Source organism: Ruegeria sp. F11, assembly GCF_056533855.1.
The window spans coordinates 91,741-113,160 of record NZ_JBQFOW010000007.1; the positions used below are offsets into that span (position 1 = coordinate 91,741).

General features: G+C 62.9%; 20 protein-coding genes. 11 read left to right on the forward strand and 9 right to left on the reverse strand.

The features are described 5' to 3' along the window. A complete protein-coding gene (locus tag ACR0NJ_RS10985) occupies positions 1-522 on the forward strand; it encodes a thioesterase family protein (protein ID WP_480817172.1) in 522 nt (173 codons plus the stop codon). Here ACR0NJ_RS10985 and ACR0NJ_RS10990 read toward each other — a convergent pair. The 3 genes from ACR0NJ_RS10990 to ACR0NJ_RS11000 all read right to left on the reverse strand — a co-directional run bounded on the left by ACR0NJ_RS10990 (position 516) and on the right by ACR0NJ_RS11000 (position 7,770). After that, positions 516-4,604 carry a translocation/assembly module TamB domain-containing protein gene (locus ACR0NJ_RS10990; RefSeq protein ID WP_480817173.1) on the reverse strand — a complete coding sequence of 1,363 codons (4,089 nt, stop codon included), beginning with the start codon at positions 4,602-4,604 and terminating at the stop codon, positions 516-518. The genes ACR0NJ_RS10985 and ACR0NJ_RS10990 overlap by 7 nt on opposite strands. Beyond that, a complete protein-coding gene (locus tag ACR0NJ_RS10995) occupies positions 4,601-6,406 on the reverse strand; it encodes an autotransporter assembly complex protein TamA (RefSeq protein ID WP_480817174.1) in 1,806 nt (601 codons plus the stop codon). The genes ACR0NJ_RS10990 and ACR0NJ_RS10995 overlap by 4 nt, the downstream gene beginning before the upstream one ends. A gap of 140 nt (positions 6,407-6,546) precedes the next feature. Then, positions 6,547-7,770, reverse strand: a complete 1,224-nt coding sequence (locus ACR0NJ_RS11000; protein WP_480817175.1) for a urate hydroxylase PuuD — start codon at positions 7,768-7,770, stop codon at positions 6,547-6,549. 97 nt (positions 7,771-7,867) lie between these two features. Between ACR0NJ_RS11000 and ACR0NJ_RS11005 the strand changes: the two genes are divergently transcribed. Continuing rightward, the gene (locus tag ACR0NJ_RS11005) at positions 7,868-8,782 is read left to right on the forward strand and encodes a LysR family transcriptional regulator (protein WP_480817176.1); all 915 of its coding nucleotides are present in this window, start codon (positions 7,868-7,870) and stop codon (positions 8,780-8,782) included. A gap of 3 nt (positions 8,783-8,785) precedes the next feature. On the opposite strand, the gene uraH is transcribed toward ACR0NJ_RS11005, so the two are convergent. After that, a complete protein-coding gene (uraH, locus tag ACR0NJ_RS11010) occupies positions 8,786-9,142 on the reverse strand; it encodes a hydroxyisourate hydrolase (protein ID WP_480817177.1) in 357 nt (118 codons plus the stop codon). A gap of 163 nt (positions 9,143-9,305) precedes the next feature. Between uraH and puuE the strand changes: the two genes are divergently transcribed. Beyond that, positions 9,306-10,724: an allantoinase PuuE gene (puuE, locus tag ACR0NJ_RS11015; protein WP_480817178.1), complete on the forward strand. Its 1,419-nt coding sequence runs from the start codon at positions 9,306-9,308 to the stop codon at positions 10,722-10,724. Beyond that, positions 10,721-11,209 (forward strand): ureidoglycolate lyase, encoded by a 489-nt coding sequence (locus ACR0NJ_RS11020; protein WP_480817179.1) that lies wholly within the window; start codon positions 10,721-10,723, stop codon positions 11,207-11,209. Before puuE ends, ACR0NJ_RS11020 begins: the two co-directional genes overlap by 4 nt. A 100-nt stretch (positions 11,210-11,309) precedes the next feature. On the opposite strand, the gene ACR0NJ_RS11025 is transcribed toward ACR0NJ_RS11020, so the two are convergent. From ACR0NJ_RS11025 to ACR0NJ_RS11035, 3 genes are all read right to left on the reverse strand, one after another. Further along, entirely contained in the window at positions 11,310-12,296 is a 987-nt protein-coding gene (locus ACR0NJ_RS11025; RefSeq protein ID WP_480817180.1) for a type I glyceraldehyde-3-phosphate dehydrogenase, read from the reverse strand. 54 nt (positions 12,297-12,350) lie between these two features. Next, entirely contained in the window at positions 12,351-12,674 is a 324-nt protein-coding gene (locus ACR0NJ_RS11030) for a hypothetical protein (protein ID WP_480817181.1), read from the reverse strand. Between the two features lie 111 nt (positions 12,675-12,785). Then, positions 12,786-13,619 (reverse strand): bifunctional allantoicase/(S)-ureidoglycine aminohydrolase, encoded by an 834-nt coding sequence (locus tag ACR0NJ_RS11035; RefSeq protein WP_480817182.1) that lies wholly within the window; start codon positions 13,617-13,619, stop codon positions 12,786-12,788. 177 nt (positions 13,620-13,796) lie between these two features. On the opposite strand from ACR0NJ_RS11035, the gene ACR0NJ_RS11040 reads away from it, so the two are divergent. Further along, on the forward strand, positions 13,797-14,153 hold the full coding sequence (locus tag ACR0NJ_RS11040; protein ID WP_480817183.1) for a hypothetical protein: 357 nt from the start codon (positions 13,797-13,799) through the stop codon (positions 14,151-14,153). A 10-nt stretch (positions 14,154-14,163) separates the two neighbouring features. On the opposite strand, the gene ACR0NJ_RS11045 is transcribed toward ACR0NJ_RS11040, so the two are convergent. After that, entirely contained in the window at positions 14,164-15,099 is a 936-nt protein-coding gene (locus ACR0NJ_RS11045) for a 2-hydroxyacid dehydrogenase (RefSeq protein WP_480817184.1), read from the reverse strand. A 141-nt stretch (positions 15,100-15,240) separates the two neighbouring features. Between ACR0NJ_RS11045 and ACR0NJ_RS11050 the strand changes: the two genes are divergently transcribed. The 3 genes from ACR0NJ_RS11050 to ACR0NJ_RS11060 all read left to right on the forward strand — a co-directional run bounded on the left by ACR0NJ_RS11050 (position 15,241) and on the right by ACR0NJ_RS11060 (position 17,668). Beyond that, positions 15,241-16,041 (forward strand): thioesterase family protein, encoded by an 801-nt coding sequence (locus ACR0NJ_RS11050; RefSeq protein ID WP_480817185.1) that lies wholly within the window; start codon positions 15,241-15,243, stop codon positions 16,039-16,041. 74 nt (positions 16,042-16,115) lie between these two features. Continuing rightward, on the forward strand, positions 16,116-16,763 hold the full coding sequence (locus ACR0NJ_RS11055; RefSeq protein WP_480817186.1) for a DUF1007 family protein: 648 nt from the start codon (positions 16,116-16,118) through the stop codon (positions 16,761-16,763). After that, the gene (locus ACR0NJ_RS11060; protein WP_480817187.1) at positions 16,748-17,668 is read left to right on the forward strand and encodes a nickel/cobalt transporter; all 921 of its coding nucleotides are present in this window, start codon (positions 16,748-16,750) and stop codon (positions 17,666-17,668) included. The genes ACR0NJ_RS11055 and ACR0NJ_RS11060 overlap by 16 nt, the downstream gene beginning before the upstream one ends. Before the next feature lies 1 nt (position 17,669). Here ACR0NJ_RS11060 and truA read toward each other — a convergent pair whose 3' ends face one another. After that, the gene (gene truA, locus ACR0NJ_RS11065) at positions 17,670-18,437 is read right to left on the reverse strand and encodes a tRNA pseudouridine(38-40) synthase TruA (protein WP_480817188.1); all 768 of its coding nucleotides are present in this window, start codon (positions 18,435-18,437) and stop codon (positions 17,670-17,672) included. A gap of 107 nt (positions 18,438-18,544) precedes the next feature. On the opposite strand from truA, the gene ACR0NJ_RS11070 reads away from it, so the two are divergent. The 3 genes from ACR0NJ_RS11070 to ACR0NJ_RS11080 are packed head-to-tail and all read left to right on the forward strand — an operon-like array spanning position 18,545 to position 21,394. Further along, entirely contained in the window at positions 18,545-19,960 is a 1,416-nt protein-coding gene (locus ACR0NJ_RS11070) for a YcjX family GTP-binding protein (RefSeq protein WP_480817189.1), read from the forward strand. Continuing rightward, positions 19,957-20,412 (forward strand): N-acetyltransferase family protein, encoded by a 456-nt coding sequence (locus ACR0NJ_RS11075; protein WP_480817190.1) that lies wholly within the window; start codon positions 19,957-19,959, stop codon positions 20,410-20,412. Before ACR0NJ_RS11070 ends, ACR0NJ_RS11075 begins: the two co-directional genes overlap by 4 nt. Then, a complete protein-coding gene (locus tag ACR0NJ_RS11080; RefSeq protein ID WP_480817191.1) occupies positions 20,405-21,394 on the forward strand; it encodes a YcjF family protein in 990 nt (329 codons plus the stop codon). Before ACR0NJ_RS11075 ends, ACR0NJ_RS11080 begins: the two co-directional genes overlap by 8 nt. Positions 21,395-21,420: the final 26 nt, after the last annotated feature.

The window sequence follows — 21,420 nt, forward strand, 5'->3', positions numbered from 1 at the left end:
ATGCAGTCAGACACCCCTTTTGGCGGGCATGATGGCCCTTACCCGGCCCCGGTTGAGGTGCGCGGGATCGAAGTGCAGCCTGAGTGGATCGACTATAACGGTCACATGAATGTCGGTTACTACGGCGTGGCCTTCGACATGGCGTTCGAGGTTCTGCTGGTCGAACATCTCGGGCTGGGTGAGTTGCAGGTTCAGGCCGCAGGGCAGGGGCCGTATGTGTTGCAATCGCATCTGAATTTTCTGCGTGAAGTGAAAGCGGATACCCCGTTTCACTTCCAGTTCCGCATGTTGGATTCGGACCAGAAGCGGGGGCATTATTTCGGGCAGATGATCTCGGACTCTGACGGCGGCATATGTGCCACGCAGGAGGCGTTGTTCATGAATGTCAGCCATGCGACGGGCCGGTCCGCACCCTACCCGGATTGGGCGGTCAAACGACTGGCCCGCATGGTTAAGGATCATCAGGGGTTGGAGCCTGCGCCACAGATTGGTCAGCCCATCGGCATTCGCCGCGCTCAGTAGTCGCGCTCGAAGAACAGACCGATGCCGGTTTCGCCGCGCCCGTCGACGGTGCCGCGCACGGTGAAATTGTCGGTGACGTCCAGGTTCAAATTGACCTCGGTATCGCCTTCGGTGTTGACGGTGAAATCGGTGTAGAGATTGTCGCTCAGATACGCGCCCGCGCCCAGACGACCGGCTCCGCCCTCTGTCGCGCCGATATCGACCGTGTCGAGCCCGGTGGATTTGCGCAGCCCCTTGGTTGCATCCCCGCCCGCGCCGCTGAGTTGCGCCAGTGACGCCGCCATTTGCGCGATCACAAATGGCGAAAGCTCGGAAAACCGGTTTCCGAACAGCAGCATGGCAAGCGCTTCCTCAGCCGGGCGTTCGGGGTCCGAGAACACGTTGACCTCGGGCGCATCCAGCGGCCCGGCGATTTCAATCGTGGCCGTCCCGTCCGAGGTGCTGGTCGAAGATTCGAACTCGATATAAGGCGTCAGGTCGCCCTGCAGCGTCACAATTCCTTTGGTCAGCGCCAGACGGCGGCCGAGGATATCGAAATTCCCCCGGATCAGTTCGATCTGGCCCGAGGGCACAACGGCGGTCGTTGTGCCACCAATGAACAGACGCCCCCCTAGTTCCGCGTTCACACCGCGCCCGCGGACAAAGACGGCCTTGGGGGCCAGCAGGCTGATATCCAGCGAAATCCGGGAATCGCCTTTCGCCTCGGTTTCGGACACCACCAGTTGCGCCCGTTCGCGGGTGACAAAGCTGGCGCGGCTTTCGTTCACATGCTCGATCTCGGGGATCGGGGCCGCTCCCACCGCGCCCGAGGCGGCGGCCAGATTGATATTGGTTTCGCCAAAATTGATCTGCCCCGAAAGCGCGCTGTTCCCGGCCAAAGCCCCGGTCATGGCGATCTGGCCGTTCAGCGTGGTCTCGTAAAGCAGTTGGTCAGTCAGCACCAGATTGTTGAGCGCGGTCGTGATCTGCGCATTGAAAGGTGGCGTCAGGTCCACCGGCCCGCTGACCGTGAAATTGCCCCCGGCACGCATACCGCCGTTCAGCGAGATCGTGGCCCGGCTTTGCGCCAGATCGACCGAGCCGCTGATGCCGGTAATGGTCTGCCCTGCGGTCGGAATCGCCAGCGAGGTGCCCGAGGTCGTGATCGAACCGCTTAAAGCTTCCAGCGCCGGTTTGCCCTTTAGCGAAAGGTTGTACCGGGCGGTGCCGTCGATTTTGTTGGGCGTGATGAAGAGGTTGGCGATGCCGATATTGACCCCGCCCTCTGCTGTCAGATCGGCGTCGCCCGAGGTTTCGTCGAACGTGCCCTTCACATTGCTGCTGATCTCAGCCGGTCCTTCGGCCTTGGCGTCGACGGTCCAGACGCCATTGGCGCGTTGCGCGCTGCCGGTGGCTGAAATGCTACCGGGGAAATCGGGGGCGAACCGCTCGATCCGGTTGAACTTGGCGTCGAAATCCACATCTGCGGAGCCGTCCGTGTCCACAGTGCCCACAAGGCTGGCGTAGGAGCTGTCGGGCCCTTGCAGCCGCGCGTTGCCCTCAAGCCCCGACCCGGTGGGGGCCACATTGCCGTCCAGTTGCAACGGGCCGGACAGGGTGTTTGACAAGCGCCCTACATCATCCAGCGTGGCCGAGAAATCCAGCCCGCCAGAGTCCTTCTCCAACTGTCCCGACGCGTTTGCCGACAGGGCCGAGCCCTTCAGAGAGAAGGTACGGATATTCAGCCCCTGATCATCATTCACCGCATCCACGTTCAGCGCCGTACGGCCCTGAATCAGTTTGTCGGCCAGGTCTATGCCGGTTTGAATGTCGTCTGCGGTCACGTTGCCCTGCAGGTCGAAATACTTGCTGCCCATGGCCCCCTGGCCCTGCAGATCGGCCTGAACCGAACCCGCCAGATCGCGCTGGGCCAGCCCCGAAAACAGCGACATGTCCGGCGCGTTGACCTGCGCTTGGCCGTCCACCGCCAGCTTGCCGGTCGGATCGTCAATGGTGGCAGCGACCTGCGCGGTCAGGGCGTTCCCGTTCACCTTGGCCTCGCGGATGACGATCTGATCCTGACTGATGGCCCCGTCGAACTCGACCGAGGTCTGACCGGTCAGCAGCGGGTCAATGTCATCCATTCCGGTCTGGATGTTGCGGCCCGAAACACTTGCCGTGCCGTCGAATTCCAGCGTCTGAATGGTGCCCTTGCCGTCCAGCTTTGCCTGCACCGACCCGCCCAGTTCGCGTTTCGCGAGGCCGGAAAAGACCGACAGATCGCGCGCATCGACGCTGGCCTGACCGTCGATGGAAACATTACCGTCAGGTGTCGTGACCGTGCCGCTCGCCTGCGCGCGCAGGGCGTTGTTTATCACCGAGAAATCCCGCAATGTCACGCCATCTTCGCCGCGCTTGGCATCGACCGTGATCGTGGTTTCGCCCTTGATCACCGGGTCGATGTCGTCGCGCCCGGTGGACAGATCATTGCCCTCGACGACAAGCTTGCCGTCGAAACTGCCCTCAAGCGGCGAACCGTTTCCCTCGACCCGGACAGAGGCGTTCCCGCCCAGTTCGAGCTTTGCCAATTCCGAGAACCGCGATAAGTCCGACGCCTCAAGCCGAGCCGAGCCGTCCACCTGCAACCCGCTGGTCAAGCCGCTGATCAGCGCGTCAACGCCAAGCGCATAATCTGATCCGACCAGTTCGAACCCCGACAGGTTCAGGGATTCGTCGCTGCCATAATCGAACAGACCGTCCAGCGTGATCCGGTCCCCAAGGGCTGCATTCAGCGCCTGGTCGGTCATGTCGATCCCGTCAAGCGCGGCTTGCAGATCGCCGTCGACTTTCAGGATATCGCCCTGTTCCAACGTACCTTGCGCCGTGATCTGCGCGCGATCCAGACTGATCTGGGGCGACTTGAACGTGTTTGCCGTCAGGCTCAGATCCCAAAGGTTGCCGGTCGTCCGATCAAACAGCGCCGAGAGCTGTGCTGCCTCAATCGAGGTCTCGCCACCCGAGACCGGCAACACGACCGAGGTCCCCTCGGGCGGTGTGATACGACCCTGCAGGGCGGCGAGTTGCAGGGTCCCGCCGGCGGCCAATTGCAATTCGCCTTTCAGGTTCAGCGCTTCGGTCGTCAGTTCCAGATCGCTGATATCCAGCGCACCGTCAGGCTTGGTCAGCCCGTCCACGAACAGGCGGGTCTGGGTGCCAAAGAACGTGTCCAGATCGTCTGCGATAAAGGGTGTCAGGTCACCGCCCAGATCGGCCGTAAAGGCAATCCCGTCTTCGGCACTTGCCGCGGCGGTCGGGGCTGCACGCAACCGCACCTGACCGGTGATGCGTAACTGGTTGTCGCTGCTTAGGCCGATATCGGCGGTGAAATCGGTGACCGGGCCCGAACCTTTGGCCGTCAACCCGATCGGCGGGCTGTCGGGTATTTTCAGCGCAGTCGAGATCAGCCCGCCAGAGGCCTCGATCACCTGCAAATCCAGATCGATCTGGCTGTTGGAATTCTGAAAGCCTGCGGCCAGTTTGATCTCATCCCCGGCCTGGTCCAGCCGGGTGATGTCAAGATTGGTGTCCAGTGTTCCATCCGCCAGCGACAGGTTGCCGTTCACGGCCAGATCAGCGGCAACGCCGATCAGCGGTTCGCGTAGCGACAGCTCGTCAATCCGAATCTCTCCGATCTCGATAGACACGGGCAGTTCGGGCAACTGAAAGGGCGTGGTTTCCGCCGAAGGTGGCGGCGTGTCCTTGGTGGTCGTCCCCGGCGCGCGGGCGACATCGATTTCCTGCGCGGTCAAGGCGTTGACGGAAAACCGACCCCGGATAAGGGCAAGGCGGTTCCAGTCCAGTTCGGCATCCTTGATGGTCAGCCAGACGCCTTCGTCATCGGAAACTGTGATCTCCTGAATCGTGGCGCGGGAACTGAGCGCCCCTTGCAGACCCCGGACGGTCACGTTCTGGTCGTCGCCCGACAAGGTATCCTGCAGGAAGCGTTCGATCATGCTGCCGCCGCCATCCTCTTGCGCCTGCACCGCCAGCGGGGCACAGGTCAGGGTGCCGATCAGCAGAGGATATGAAAGACGCTGTATCAAAATGCCTGACCGATACCGATATAGAACTGCAAACCATTGCCGGTTGTGCCCGACACCGGCCATGCCAGATCAAAGCGCAGCGGTCCGAACCCGCCAAGGTCATATCTGACCCCAAGCCCGGCCCCGCCGTGATCTGCCGCGCCGCTACCGACGAACGAGGACGTGTCGACCACACCGTAGTCATAAAACCCGACCAAAGACAGGGTGTCGGTGACCTTGCCGCGCAGCTCGCCCGACAGGCCCAGAAACGACTTGCCGCCCGCAACACCGGTGCCGACCGGGATGCCAAGGCTTTCAAACGGCTGGCCCCTGACCGTGCCCGCGCCGCCCGAGAAGAACAGGAAGTCCGGCGTGACCCCATCCAGCGACGGGCCAAGGACCGAGCCCAGCTGCACCCGCCCCGCCAGCACGATGCGCCCGTTTGTTCTGAGGCTGGTATAGGCGCGCCCGTCAAAGAACAGGCGAATGCCGGTGTCGGTGCCGGACAGCCCGACAAACGGCATCACCTGCGAGTCCAGATAAAACCCCCGCGTGGCGCTGACCCGGCTGTCGCGCCGATCCCATTCAGACCGGAAGGGCAGGATGAAATATCGGAATTTCCGCCCGTCGCCAAAGGCATCATCCGCATCCGACAATTGGAAACCTGCGGATGCTTCGGCATAGAGCCGGTCCGAAAACGTGCGCCGCGCACCATAGGACAGAGAGGCGACCGTGACATCGTAGTTGTCGGTGTTGCGCTGCTCCAGCAGGGCGCTCCAGAACGTGTTGTCGTCCGGGCCCAGACGGTCGGGTTGATCCAGACGCAGGCCCAGACGCCCGTCCAAGGCCTCGGACCCGCCGATATTGCGCAGCGCCGCCTCGAACCGCAGCCGTTCGGCGCGCCGGAACACGTTGCGGTGGGTCCAGGTGGCCGTCACGTCGATCCCATCGCGCGAGGCCAGTTCCACACCGAAGGTCAGGCGGCGTTTGGGCAAATCCTCGAACGTGGCATCGAAATCCAGCGTGCCGTCGGGATTGGGCGTTTCGCGCTCCTGAATCGAGACCACGTTGAAGGTGCCGGTTCGCCGCAGGCGCGTGCCGACTTTCTGGATTTGGGCGGGAGAGTAGACCTCGCCGCTGGGAAAGCCTGCGATCTTTTCAATCGACCGGTGGCGCACATCGGTGTCGCCTTGGATGAACATCTTGCCAAAGGTCAGCCGCCTGCCGGGGGCCAGATCGATCTCGGCATCCAGACGCCTTTGCGCATGCCGGGCTATGACCGTCTGACCGGCCACTTCGGCCTTGGCGTGGCCCGCATCCCGCCAGCCCTGAACACCGGCAGAGGCCGCCTGTTGAATGGCCCCGGTTGTTGCCCGTTTGCCGGTGGCGAATTCCTCGGGCAGGACGGTTTTGGGGGCCAGCGGCTGAACGACGGCCTCGCCAAACCTGAACGTTGGACCGGTTTCAACGGTAATGACCGCGCGATTGATTTGTGTTGGCACACTGAGCGAACTCAGGTCAGCCGCTTCCCGACCGTCCAGTTTGATGCTGACGACGGGGCTGAAATAGCCTTCGTCATAGAGGATCTGAACGATGGTGCGGTAATCCGACAGGGCACCGGACAGAATTTCCAGCGGCGTGTTCAACCCTCGGGAATCGGCGGTTGTGATCGAGGATGTTTCCTCGATCCGGTCAATCAGATCTTCGGATGCACCGGGTATGATCAGAGAGGTTTCAAGCGCCGCGACCGATGTCGGTATCAAAGCCGCCAGCGCGCCCAAAAGCCAGCGCCCAAGACTGCCCTGCGGCTTGTTCCCCTGCATCAGATGGCTCCAACTGCCCCTAGTCGAAATCATGTTTGCCGCATTGTTGTGCGGCTGGTTGATTTCCAGTTAGAGCATCTGAATCCCCTCGGGGAAAGGAAATTAACACGCAGCCCGGTAATTTGCGGGGAATAGTCGTGTCATAGCCCGGCGTTGCGCACCCAGCGGATGATCGCGTCGCGATCTTCGGGTTCCATATAGGTGACATTGGCGGGCGGCATGGCATGGGTGACACCGGCCTGCAGATAGATTTGTTCCGCATTGCGGGCGATATCGGCCTCGGTCTCAAGCAGCACGCCCTTGGGGGCCCAGAGAATGCCTTCCCAAACCGGCTCGCGCGCGTGGCACATCGAGCAGCGGCCCAGCACGATGTCATGCGCCTCTTCAAACCCGGCGGCAGAGGCGAAGCGTTCCTCGTAAGGCGTCAGCGGCTGCGCCTCGGCCTCTTCCAGCGGTTTGTACATCGGCGCGGTGGACAGCCACATGATGGCGATGAACAACAGGGCGGTGGCGAGCCATGTCCAGGTCGGATTGCCCGTGCGGGCGTGGCGGGTGTTGAAATAGTGCCGGATGGTGACGCCCATCAGGAACACCAGGGCGGCAATGATCCAGTTGTACTGCGTGGCGAAGGCCAGCGGGTAATGGTTCGACAGCATCAGGAACACGACCGGCAGCGTCAGATAATTGTTATGGGTCGAGCGCAGCTTGGCGATTTTTCCGTATTTCGGGTCCGGGGTTCGCCCGTTCTTCAGGTCATCCACCACGATGCGCTGGTTCGGCATGATGATGAAGAAAACATTCGCCGTCATGATCGTGGCGGTAAACGCGCCCAGATGCAGCATCATCGCGCGGCCGGTAAAAATCTGGTTATAGCCCCAGCCCATTACCACCAGCAGCGCGAACAGCAGCACCATCAGCAGCGTCGGGCGTTCGCCCAGACCGGACTTGCAAAGGAAATCATAGACCAGCCAGCCGACGGTCAGCGAAGCGGCTGAGATCAATATGCCCTGCCACAACGCCAGATCGGCTTTCTGCGCGTCGATCAGATACAGCTCTCCGCCCACCCAATAGACGATCATCAGCAGCGCCGCACCGCTTAGCCACGTCGCATAGCTTTCCCATTTGAACCAGGTCAGGTGCTCGGGCATCCGTTCGGGCGCGACCAGATATTTCTGGATGTGATAGAAGCCGCCGCCATGCACCTGCCATTCCTCGCCATCAGCCGGGCCGGGGATGTCGCGGTTCAGGCCCAGGTCCAGCGCGATGAAATAGAAAGAGGATCCGATCCAGGCGATGGCGGTGATCACGTGCAGCCAGCGCACGGCAAAAGCCATCCAGTCCCAGAACACGGCGAAGTCGTACATTTCAGAGGTCTCCGATTGCGTTGCCGTCACACTAGGCAAACGGGCTTTTCTTCGGTATTCCCGTATATTGTCAAACTGTATCAAAAAAAACGATAAGATGTCCTATCTCGACAATATCCGCACCTTTGTCCGCGTCTACGATCTGGGCAGCATGTCCGCCGCTGGCCGAGACCTGCGCATATCGCCTGCCGTGACCTCGGCCCGGATTTCTCAGCTAGAGGATCATCTGGGCGTGCGATTGTTTCAACGCACCACCCGCAACCTGTCCCCAACCGAGCAGGGCAAGGCGTTCTATCCCGGCGCGGTGGCGGTTCTGGATGCGGTGGACGACGCCGAGGCGCAGGTGACCCATCTGACCGAAGCGCCCCGCGGATCGCTTTTTGTGGCGGCCCCGCTGGGGGTGGGGCGACGGCTGCTTGCGCCGCATGTGCCTGATTTTCTGGCGGAATACCCCGAGATCGACGTGCGCCTGCGCCTGACGGACCGCTCCGTCGACCTGACGACCGAGGGGTTGGATCTGGCGTTTTTCATCGGCCAGCCCGAAGACAGCACCCTGCGCATCCGCAAGATCGCCGATTGCCAGCGCGTGCTTTGCGCCGCCCCGGATTATGTGAAACGTCGCGGGATGCCGCATACGGGGGCGGAACTGATCTCGGACAAACATGAATGCCTGAACCTGCGCTATCCCGGTGCGACCGAATTCCAGTGGATGCTGGAAACGCCCGACGGCCCTAAAAGGTTCGCGGTCTCGGGGCGGTTTGAGTGCGATGACGGGGATGTGCTGACGGATTGGGCGCTGTCGGGTCAGGGGATTGCGATGAAACCGGTTTTCGAAGTGGCCGATCATTTGAAAGCGGGGCGTCTGGTGCCGGTTGCCTCGGACACGCCGCCGGTTTCGGTACAGATGGCCTGTCTATACACCCACCGCCGCCATCAGGACCCTAAGGCGCGCCTGTTCATGGATTTCATGATCGAGCGGATCAGCGGGGTGGTGCGCAGTTCAGAACTATGACGCCTAGCTTCCCCGATAGGTCGAATAGCCGTAAGGCGACAGCAACAGCGGCACGTGGTAATGCGCGTTGGCGTCCGACAGGCCGAAGCGGATCGGAATCTCGTCCAGAAACAGAGGGTCTTCGCCTGCCTGATTGGTCGCGCGCAGGTAATCCCCGGCATGAAAGATCAACTCGTATGATCCGGTTTCGAACGCGTCCTGCGGCAGGATCGGGCCATCGGTGCGCCCGTCGGAATTGGTTTGCATCTCGGCGAGTTTTTCACGCCCATCCCCTGATGTTTTGTACAGAACAATGCGCAGCCCCTCGGCCGGGCAGCCGCGCGCCGTGTCCAGAACATGGGTCGTCAGATAACCAGCCACGGCGATCTCCTTTGATTTGCCTTTTTCGGTTTGCCACAGTGTGGAACAAACTTCAAAACAGTGGAAATGCCGAAAGAACCGGAAACAGCGTTCGGATTGATTTGATAATCCCGAACCGATTTCTGGGCTAAGCCTGTCGAAACGCCTAACTATGGAAGACGCCATGCAGCCCCCTCGTTACCCCCGCGACATGATCGGATACGGTGCCAACCCGCCAGATGCCCAATGGCCAGGCGGGGCGAAGCTGGCCGTGCAGATCGTGCTGAACTACGAAGAAGGGGGCGAGAACTGCATACTGCACGGCGATGACGCGTCCGAGGCATTTCTCTCCGAAGTCGTCGGGGTCGCCCCATGGCCGGGGCAGCGCCACTGGAACATGGAGTCGATCTATGAATACGGCGCGCGGGCCGGGTTCTGGCGGCTTCATCGATTGATGCAGGACCTGCCGATTACCGTCTATGGTGTCGCGACGGCGCTGGCCCGGTCCCCCGATCAGGTGGCCGCCATGAAATCCGCCGGGTGGGAGATCGCCAGCCACGGGCTGAAATGGATCGAACACAAGGACATGCCCGAGGACGAGGAACGCGCCCAGATCGCCGGGGCCATTCGTCTGCACACCGAGGTCGTCGGCACCCGCCCGCTCGGCTGGTACACCGGGCGTTGTTCCGAAAACACCGTCCGGTTGGTGGCCGAGGAGGGCGGGTTCGCCTACGTCGCCGACACCTACGCCGACGATCTTCCCTATTGGATGCAGACAGGCGGGCGGGATCAGTTGATCGTGCCTTACACGCTGGACTGCAACGACATGCGCTTTGCGACGCCGCAGGGGTTTAACTCGGGCGATCAGTTCTTTTCCTACCTCAAAGATAGCTTCGATGCGCTGTATGCCGAGGGTGAGGCGGGCGCGCCCAAGATGCTCTCGATCGGGTTGCATTGCCGCCTGATCGGGCGTCCCGGGCGGGTGATGGCCTTGAAGCGGTTTCTGGACTATGCGCGGGGCTTCTCAGATGTGTGGTTCGCGACGCGGCTGCAGGTTGCGCAGCATTGGGCGAAGACCCATCCGCCTGTGTCGGCCGCGAAACCTTCAGGCATGGCGCGGGAAGAATTTGTTGCGGCCTATGGCGGCATTTTCGAACATTCCGCCTGGATCGCCGATCGCGCGTTTGATCTGGAACTTGGCCCCGCCCATAATACAGCAGGTGGCTTGCACATCGCGCTGACGCGCATGTTTCGCGCGGCCTCGGACGCGGAACGACTGGGTGTCCTGACCGCCCACCCCGATCTTGCCGGAAAGCTGGCGCAGGCCATGCGGTTGACGCAGGAAAGCACGTCCGAGCAAGCCTCGGCCGGACTCGATGCGCTGACGGATGAAGAACGCGCGGCGTTCACCGATCTAAACCAGCGCTATACGGAAAAGTTCGGCTTTCCCTTCATCATAGCGGTACGCGATCACGACAAGGCCTCGATCCTGCAGGCGTTCCAGCGCCGGATCGATCAGGACCGCGACACCGAGTTTGCCGAGGCCTGTCGGCAGGTCGAACGGATCGCCGAATTCCGCCTGAGGGACCTTTTGCCGTCATGAGCCGCCGGGTCGTGATCGAACCGCTGACAGCCGCCGTGTTTGCGCCTTTCGGTGATGTGATTGAGGTCTCCGGTGCGCCGGATAAGATCATCAATCAGGGTCAATGTGGACGGTTCCACGACCGGGCGCGTCTGGACTTTGCGCATGGACGCGCCGGGATCAGCCTGTTCGACGCCAATCCGCGCGGCCTGCCTTATCGGCTGGACATGGTCGAGCGGCACCCCGAAGGCAGTCAGGCCTTTATCCCGATGACCCACCAACCGTTCCTTGTAGTCGTTGCCACGGACAACAGCGGCCAACCCGGCGAACCCCGCGCCTTTGTCACGGTGCCGGGGCAGGCGGTGAACTATCATCGCGGCACCTGGCATGGGGTTCTGACCCCGTTGCACGGGCCCGGCCTGTTTGCCGTCGTCGACCGGATTGGAGACGGGGCGAACCTTGAGGAGTTCTGGTTCGAAGAGCCGTTCGAGGTGGTTGAAAGCTGAAACCATGCGCTCCCGCCCGATCAGCGCGCATCAAAGATGCACCATGATTGGTTGGGCCGGGCAGCGCGCGGGTAAGCCCGCCCGCTGCGGCATCGTCAGATCAGCCGTCGGCCATCAGGCGGGCGACGTCGAGCATGCGGGCCGAGAAGCCCCATTCATTGTCGTACCATCCGAAGACCCGGATCTGGTTGTCGCCGACCATGCGGGTTTCGGGGCCTGCGATGACCAGCGACTCCGGCCGGGACCGCAGGTCCGAGGACACAAGCGGAAGGTCCGTCCACCCCAGAACAGGCGAGGCGTCGACCGCCTGACGCAGGGCGGTTTCGAAGGCATCGGTTCCCATGCCGCGCTCCAGCGTCACCACAAGATCAACCGCAGAGACACTGGCCGTCGGGACGCGCACGGCGGCACCCGAGATGCGCCCAGCCAGATGCGGCAGCACCACGTCGATCAAATGCGTCGCGCTCGAGGTCGTGGGCACCATAGACAGCGCCCCGGCACGGGACCGCGCGAGGTCGCCGCGAGGTGCATCAACCATCGGCTGGCTGTTTGTGTAGCAGTGAATGGTGGTCATATGCCCCGAGGCAACGCCTCCGATCCCGTCCAGCACCTTGACCAGCGGCACCAGCCCATTTGTGGTGCAGGACGCGTTCGAGACGACGCGGGCAACGCCCAGCTGATCCTCGTTGGCTCCCAGAACAACCGTCACCTCGGCGGCAGGCGAAGGGCCCGAGATCAGCACTTTGCCTGCCCCAGCAGTCAGCCCTCGGCGCGCGAAGTCAGAACTGCGGGCAACCCCGGTGCAGTCAAGTACCACGTCCACACCCGACAGATCGACCTGCGCCAGATCGGCGTTGTGCGTCATGGCAATCGCATGACCATCCACCACCAACGCGCCGTTGCCTTCGGTCACGTGACCGGGGTAGGGGCCAAAGGTGCTGTCGTATTTGAACAGGTAGGCGCAGGTCTCAAGCGGTGCGATGTCGTTGATCAGCACAAGCTCGATATCCGACCCCTGCGGTAGGGCCAGCACCTGCCGCAGGATCGTGCGGCCAATGCGGCCGAATCCGTTGATCGCGAGTTTCATGCGCAAGCTATGGCAGGCAGATCAGGCGACCTCAACGAAAGTATTGTACCAATTTCACGGGCAACTGACCTGCGAAAAGAACTGCCCCGAGATGTTCTGATACATGCTCGGCACGATCGGTCTGCAGCCTGTTGCGGCCTGAATCGCGGCGATAGCCTGAATGGTGCGCAGGCGCGGCGGAGGGCCGAACGGGTTGAGGTTGTTGTTGTCGCGCGTGGCGCGGTAAATCACCGGCGCGTCCGAGACCTGTGTCACCGCCCAGGTACGGCTCATCACGAAGACGGATTTGGTTTCTTCCTTGGCGGCAACCGGGGCGGGTTGGGCAATCGCCAGCGCGGCAAAGGCCGCAGCAGCCATCAGGGGAATATGCAGTTTCATGGATCAATCTCCGGTACTCGAAAAAGGAATTTGCTTGGATTTCAGCAAATTCCGGGGCGTGTGTGAAGCCCCGACCGGGGAGAATCCATAAAACTGTCGGTAATTTACCCATTAGCCGGTTGGCGAAGTCAGCGGCATGTGGCGATTGACGTCCTTATAGAGCAGATAGCGGAATCGCCCGGGTCCTCCGGCGTAACAGGCCTGTGGGCAGAAGGCGCGCAGCCACATGTAGTCTCCGGCCTCGACCTCGACCCAGTCCTGATTGAGCCGGTAGACGGCTTTGCCCTCAAGCACGTACAGGCCATGTTCCATCACATGGGTTTCAGCAAAGGGGATCACGCCGCCGGGTTCGAACGTCACGATGTTCACATGCATGTCGTGGCGCAGATCCTGCGGGTCGGCAAAGCGGGTGGTGGCCCAGCGACCCTCGGTGCCCGGCATTGGGGTGGTGGCGACGTCACGCTCGTTGGTGATGATCGGGTCCGGGGCGGGCAGGCCAGGGACGGCCTGATAGGCCTTGCGGACCCAGTGAAAACGCGCTGTCTGATCGCTGTTGTTGTGTAGCGTCCAGTCCGACCCTGGTGGGATATAGGCGTAGCCCCCTGTTTCCAAATGGTGAATCGTGCCCTGCAAGGTCAGCGTGACCGCCCCTTCGACAACAAACAGAACGGCTTGCGCGGGGCTGTCGGTTTCGGGGTGGTCGCTGCCGCCGCCGGGTTGGACCTCCATGATGTATTGCGAAAACGTCTCGGCAAAACCGCTGAGCGGGCGGGAGAGGACCCAAAGCCGCGTGCCCTCCCAGAAGGGAAGGGAGCTGGTGGTGATGTCGCGCATGGTGCCTTTGGGGATCACCGCATAGGCCTCGGTGAACATTGCGCGGTCGGTCAGAAGCTGGTCTTGACCGGGGTGCCCTCCGGTGGGTGCATAATAGGTTGGATGTGTCATCGCGGGCCTTTGGATCGTTTCGCCCGGCACTATGCGGGCAATGGCGTCGCGCCTCTAGCTGTGGCCTTCCGATAGGTTTGTTCGGGATATTTTGAAGGTGGCCGCCGCGGGGGTTGGCCCCATCCGCGCCAAGGTATATCCTTGAAGGCGAACCGATTTTAGCCAAGCGAGGCCGTCATGAAAGCCCGGATTTCTTTTGCAGTTGTTGTTCTGAGCGTCGCGGGCTTTGCGATTGCCGCGCAAGCCAAGCCGATATCGCGAATCATTGCGGAAATGGGCCTGAGCCCCGCCGATTTCGAAGTGCTGAACGCGGCGTCGGATTCCCTTTTTGCAAGCGGTGTGCCCAGCAATGGGGCCGAGCGGTCGTGGGTGAATGAAGACACCGGCTCAAAAGGCACGATCCGGGTGAACGGAGTCGACGGCAATTGCGTCCGCCTGCAGCACTTCATTCAGCCGGAAGGGGGCGATCAGACGCGTGAGGTGCGGACGCGTCGGTGCAAGGATGCCGAGGGCAACTGGGTGCTGGCCCCCTGAGGCGTCGGGCCTAGTATCCCCGATCCCTGTCCACCTCATGCATAAGTGGCGCGCCCGTCGTTAGTCGCTGGAAGTTCTCGGCCACGTCGGACAGCGCATCTCCCAGATGCCAGCCCGACACATGCGGTGTGATCGTAACGCCCGGATGCTGCCACAGCGGGCTATCTTGCGGCAGCGGTTCTCGGCGCGTCACATCCAGAACCGCATGGCCGGGTGTGCCGTTGTCCAGCGCAGCGATCAGCGCGTCTTCGTCGATCAGGTCTCCGCGCCCCGCGTTCAGCAACTGGCTGCCGGGTTTCATTGCGGCCAGCAGGCCTGCATCGAACAGCCCTTTGGTTTGCGGGGTTGAAGGCAGAATGGCGCAGACGTGATCGCAGCGACCCAGCATGTCGGGCAGGGCGTCTTGCCCGTGCAGGCATTCTATCCCGTCTATTTGTTTGGCCGAACGGCTCCAACCGATGACCGGAAAGCCCACGGCGTGCAGCATGCGGGCGGTACGATCGCCGATATGGCCCAGCCCCAGAACGCCCACCACGGTTTCGGGCGAGATGATCGGTTCTTTCGGAAGCCACTCGGTACGCCTCTGCGCCGCTTCGTGAAACCCCATATGGCGCTGCGTGCGCAGGATATAGGCCAGAAACCACTCGGCAATCTCGCGCGCCGGGGCGTCCGGTTTCAGCCGTGCCACGCGGATATGAGGCGGCAGGTTTGGGTTGCCCACGATGGTCTCAACCCCGGCCCCCAGTTTCTGCACCAGCTTAAGGTTGGGGAACTGGTGAAGGTGGTTGTCGGTCAGGCCGACGACCGCGATCATCGAAATCTCGTCCGGGTTTCCGAGTGTCTCAGGCGTGCGCACATCGGCGCTGGGCGACAGTCGCAGAATCGTCTCGGCGATTTCGGCGTTGCTCATCCAGTCGGACAGTCCGGTATCTATCAATAAGGCCAAGGTCTGCTCCTTCCGGGACACCGCGTCACCCTATCCGGGCGGCGGTTTTGGGTGGCGTTTGTCGTGACTATGCCGTTTGGTGTGCAAAAGAAAACCCCGATGCCTGCGCCCACGAGGCGCAGAGACAGGATGACAGCCCCGATGACAGCGGATCGCAACGCGCAGCCCTTTTTCCACCTTGCCGAAGATGGCGCGTTCATCGGCCTTGACCCGGCGCGTGGCCCCTGGTCCGCCGATCATTGCCACGCCGGGCCTGTGACTGGGCTGATCGCGCGGGCGGCTGAAACCGAGGTCGGCCCCGACAAGATGCTGACCCGCCTGACCGTGGATTTGCTACGCCCCTTGCCGCTCGCCGGGCTGCGCGTGGCGGCTGAAACCACGCGACATACCAAGACGCTGGCGACGACGAAGGTCACGGTGCATGACCTTGACGACACGCTGTGTGCGACGGCAACGACGATGCACCTGATCCGGAAATCAATGGCCGATGTGCCCAACGTCAAAACCGCCCCCTTATCGCTGGAAGCAACGGTAAACGGGCCTTTCCCAATCGGCGAACTGCGCCACGACCTGCCGGGATTCGCCCATTTTGTCGATGTGCTGTACCCCGAAGGCGGCAATCAGGGACCCGGTCCCAAGGCTGTATGGATGCGCACGCCCGCCTTGCTGGAAGGTGAGAGACCGTCGCCGATTCAATCGCTCTGCCCCCTGGCTGATTGCGGCAACGGTATCTCGTGGAATGCGCCCACCTCTGAGATGGGGTTCATGAACACCGACCTGACCGTGCAAATCCACCGAGAGCCTGTTTCGGACTGGCTGGCCTCGGACTCAGTCTCGCATTGGCAGGACACCGGAATCGGGATGTCGCAATCGGTGCTCTATGACACGCAAGGACCGGTCGGAACCGCGCTGCAGACGCTAGTCTTGTTCCCGCCCGCGTGATCTCGTCGGCTGAATTCTGCAGTGTGATCGCGATACGCGTTGCCGCCGGACCCCGCGCACCCTATCTTGCGGGCATGCGTTGGCTGACCGCCCTTCTGACCTGCTGCCTGCCGATCCCGGCTTTGGCCCACCCGCACGTCTTCATCGACACGGGGCTTGAGTTCATTGTCGACGAATCCGGCCAGTTGACCCATGTGCGCGTGACCTGGGCCTATGACGAATTCTACTCGCTGCTGCTGCTTGAGGATATGAAGCTGGATCAGGATGCGGATGGCGTTCTGACTGCGGCCGAGGAACAGTTTCTGAACGGCTTCGACGCGCAATGGATCGACGGCTACAACGGCGATCTGGTGATCACCGCAAACGACGCGCCCGTCGCCCTGTCTGGCCCGCTTGAGGCGGTTGCGACCACCGAAGATGGACGCATCGTCTCATCCCACCTTCGCGCGGTCGAAGGCGGCGCGGTTCCGGCCAATGCCCTGTCCGCCAAGGCCTTTGATGAGACGTTTTACACCGCCTACGAACTAAACCGGCCCGTCACCGTCTCCGGCCCCGCCACCTGTCAGCTTGAGCGGGTCGATCCCGATATCGACGCGGAACTGGCGCAGATGCAGGCGTTTCTGCGGACGCTGGATGTGGATGTCGATCTGGAGGAAAACGATATCCCGCTGGTGGGCGAGAAATTTGCCACCGAGATCCGCCTTTCATGTCCAAATACCTGATTTTCCCGGTCGCGATCGCCATAGCCTTGCTGCTGTGGTTCTGGGGCAGCGGCGGCTTTGACAGCCTCGCTGCCTGGGCCGCAGGTGAGCAGCGAGAGTTTCAGAACCAGATCGCCCGATCCCTGCGGGCCGCCCGTGCCGAGCAGCTCGAGGCCGTCGCAACCCTGCTGACGGTCTGTTTCGCCTACGGGTTCTTTCATGCCATCGGGCCCGGCCACGGCAAGGTTCTGATCGGAGGCTACGGGCTGGGCCGTCGCGTCGCCTTTTGGCGCTTGTCCGCGATCAGTGTGCTGTCCAGCCTGGGGCAGGCGGTGACCGCTGTTGTTTTGGTCTATGCCGGGGTGCTGATCTTCCAGATGTCGCGCGAAAGCCTTGTGGGCACGACCGAACAGGTCATGGCCCCGATCAGCTACGCCGCGATTGCAGTGATTGGCCTGTGGCTGGTGTTCCGATCCGTGCGCAGCTTCGCGCGGCGGCACCGCAGTCAAACTACCCATGCCCATCACGAACATGATCACCATCATCATTCAGGCGAGGCCTGCTCAGACTGCGGCCACCGCCATGGCCCCAGCGCGGAAGAGGTCGCTCAGGTCGGAACCCTACGCGAGGCGCTGGTCCTGATCGCCGGCATCGCCGCACGCCCCTGCACGGGCGCTTTGTTCGTGTTGATCCTGACATGGCAAATGGGCATCGCGATGGTCGGTATTGCCGGGGCCTTTGCGATGGCCCTTGGCACGGCGACAGTCACAACGCTGGTAGGCTGGACCTCATTCGGTTTACGCGGGGGGCTGCTGGCGTCGGCCTCGGCCACGCGGTTTGCGTCCGTTTTGGCTCCGACCATCGAACTGGTCGCTGGTTTGCTGATCGTGGTGATCGCCAGCGGCTTGCTGCTACGGGCGATCTGACTTAGCCGAACACCGGTTCGGGATAGCCAACCCGCGCCAGATACAGACCCTGCGGCGGGCAAACCGGCCCGCAGGCCGCACGGTCGGCGGCTTCCAATGCGCCCCGCACATCCTCGGGCGACCACGCCCCAGCACCGACTCGTTCCAGCGTGCCCACAAAGCTGCGCACCTGATTGTGCAGGAACGAGCGGGCGCGGACGTGGAATTGCACCTCGGGGCCCGAGAATCCTTCAACCTGTTCCACCCGCAACTCGTCCAGCGTTTTGACCGGGCTGGCTGCCTGACAGATCGAGGAGCGGAAGGTGGTGAAGTCATGCCGCCCGATCAGCATATCTGCGCCTGCCTGCATCGCACCCACGTCCAGCCGGTGATTGATCCGCCAGACCTGACCCCGGTCATGGGTCGCAGGCGCGCGGCGCATCAGGATGCGGAACAGATATTGACGCTCGATGGCCGAGAACCGGGCGTGCCAGTCATCCTCGACCCGCGCCGCCGCGACGATGGCGACGGGCTGCGGCTTGAGATGATAGTTCAGCGCCTCGGACAGGCGGAACGGGTCCCAGTCCTTGGCCATGTCGCAATGCGCGACCTGCCCCAGCGCGTGAACGCCCGCATCGGTGCGCCCGGCGGCGGCAATCGTATGCTCTCCGGGCTGGAGGCGGGACAGGGCCTGTTCGATGGCACCCTGCACCGACGGCAACTCCTTTTGCCGCTGCCATCCGGCAAACGGCTCTCCCTGGTATTCGACTTTCAACGCGTATCTGGGCATGAGGCGCTGGTACAGCGCGGCGCGGGAACGGGCAAGGGGGCGAAAGCGCTGGTATGTCGTGCACCCGCTACCTATCTTGGGCAAAACGATAATTGCGGGGCGACAGCTTGGTCATATCCTCACTGGCAGACAGTCTTGTGCGTGGCGTCGAATCCATCGGCGACAGCGTGTCCGAGACGTTTTTCGAGCCGGTCATCCGTCTTGGTGTCACCGGGCTGGCGCGGTCGGGCAAGACCGTCTTCATCACGTCGCTGGTGGCGAACCTGCTGGACCGGGGCCGTATGACCGGTCTTGCCGCGCAACAAGAGGGGCGGATCAACGCCGCTTACCTGCAACCGCAGCCCGACGATACGGTGCCCCGGTTCGACTACGAATCTCACCTGTCCGACCTGACCGGCCCCAACCCGCACTGGCCCGACAGCACCCGCGCGGTGTCCGAGCTGCGCCTGTCGTTCAAAGCTCGCCCAGCCGGATTGCTGGCCGGGTTGCAGGGGCCGCGCACGGTTCATCTGGATATCGTGGATTATCCGGGCGAATGGCTGCTGGATCTGGCGCTGCTGGACAAGTCTTATCAGGACTGGTCACAGGAAACGCTGACCCGCATTGAACAGCGCGCCGAGGCGGGATCGTTCCTGTCGGCCCTGGATTCCGCCGACCCAACCAGCGCACATGATGAACCGATAGCGCAGGCCCTAGCCGCGGCCTTCGCCGCCTACCTCAACAGCGCACGAGATGCGGGGTTCTATGACTGCACCCCGGGGCGGTTCCTGCTGCCCGGCGATCTGGCCGGGTCGCCTGTTCTGACCTTCGCACCGCTGCGCCTGTCCGGCCCCTCGCGCCGTAACACACTGCAGCGCGAGATGGAGCGGCGGTACGAGGCCTATAAGTCTCAGGTCGTCAAACCGTTCTTTCGCGACCACTTCGCCCGGATCGACCGGCAGGTGGTTCTGGTCGACGCGCTGGGCGCGATCCACCGGGGGCCGCAGGCGGTCGAGGATATGCGCCGCGCGATGGGCGATATCCTGTCGGCCTTCCGTCCGGGCCGGAACGCGTGGCTCAGCCAGTTGCTGCTGGGCAAACGGGTCGAGCGCATCCTGTTTGCCGCCACCAAGGCCGATCACCTGCATCACCTGCAGCACCCCCGTCTGACCGCGATCATGGAGGCGCTGACGCGTGAGGCCCGCGACCGGGCCAAGTTCGCAGGGGCCGATACGGCGGCGCTGTCGTTGGCGTCGCTACGCGCCACCACCGAGGAGATGCGCAGCCACAACGGCGCAGACCTGCCCTGCGTCCGCGGTACCTTGCTGGACAGCAGCAAACAGGCGGCCTTTTACCCCGGAGACCTGCCGGATGACCCCGCGCATCTGCTGGGTCCGGCGCGAAACGGAGCGGATGCGTGGCTGGGCGAGGATTACGGTTTCATGGCCTTCGCCCCCGCGCACCTGACCCTGCGCCCCGGCGACGGCCCGCCGCATATAAGGCTGGATCGCGCGGCGCAATTCCTGATCGGAGATCGGCTGTGACTGTGACCCTCCGCCCCGCGCGCAGCACCGATGCGGGTGCAACCGGTACAATCCTGCATGGTTTTGCGCGGGAAAACGACTGGATGCCGGAACTGCACACCTGCGCTGAAACCATCGCCTTTTGCGGTCGCATGATCGATCAAGACTGGGTGACCGTGGCTGAAACCGAAGATGGCGTTGTTGGCTTTCTGGCGCTGAACGGCGCGGAAATCCACTCGCTCTATCTGGCGGCCCCGGCGCGCGGGCAGGGGATCGGGCGGCAATTGCTGGATCATGCCAAATCGGGGCATTCTCACCTGAGCCTCTTTGCCTTTCAACACAACGCCCCGGCCTGCCGGTTCTACGAACGCAACGGCTTTGCCGAGGTTGCCCGCAGCGATGGTGCGGACAATGACGAAAACCTGCCCGACATCAGATATGTCTGGGGCAGCAAGGGGTTGAGCGATGGCTAAAGGCCCGGTTCTGATTGATCTCGAAGCGGATGAGCCTGCCGCCGACGTCGCGCAGGCCCCTCCGGTGCCGGATATCGCCCAGCCGCAGGGACAGGCGATGCAGAGCGTTGCGCGATTTGCGGCGCGCAAACCCTCGATGCTGTCGCGGTGGTTCTGGGGGCTGGCGCTGGCCGTTGTCGGGGCGGCGATCTCAGTCGCGGCCTGGGATTTTGCGACATCGCTGGTCCAACGCGCGCCGGTTCTAGGGTGGATTGTCACCGGACTGCTCGCAGCATTGGTGCTGGTCGCCCTGATCATCGCGATCCGCGAATTGGCGGCGATTGGCCGCCTGTCGCGGGTCGACGGTATGCGCCGCGCAGCAGATGCAGCGCTGGCCGAGGCGGATTTGACGCAGGCCCGCGCAGTTACGACCCGGTTGATCGCCTTCTACAAATCCCGCGAAGAAACCCGATGGGGTCGGGATCGTCTGGCTGAACGGATGGCAGATCAGTTCGACGCCTCGGGCCTGTTGCAACTGGCCGAGGATGAGTTGCTGGCCCCGCTCGACGCCGCCGCCAGCCGCGAGGTCGAGGCCGCCGCGCGTCAGGTCGCGACGGTGACGGCGCTGGTGCCTCTGGCGTTAGCGGATGTGGTAACGGCGTTGGCCGCGTCGCTGCGGATGATCCGGCGGGTGGCCGAAATCTACGGCGGACGGGCCGGGTTTCTGGGCAGTTGGCGTCTGACCCGCGCCGTCTTTGTGCATCTGGTTGCTACCGGGGCCGTGGCCGTGGGCGACGACCTGCTGGAGCCGGTTCTGGGCGGATCAGTCCTCAGCAAACTGTCGCGGCGGTTCGGCGAGGGGTTGGTGAACGGCGCGCTCAGCGCCCGCGTTGGCGTGGCCGCGATGGAGGTCTGCCGCCCCCTGCCATTCTCGGACCGCCACAAACCGTCCACGCGCGGCATCATCAAACGCGCGCTTCAGGGCCTGTTCTCGAAGGGTTGATCCAACGCAAGGTCAGGGCGCGCGCC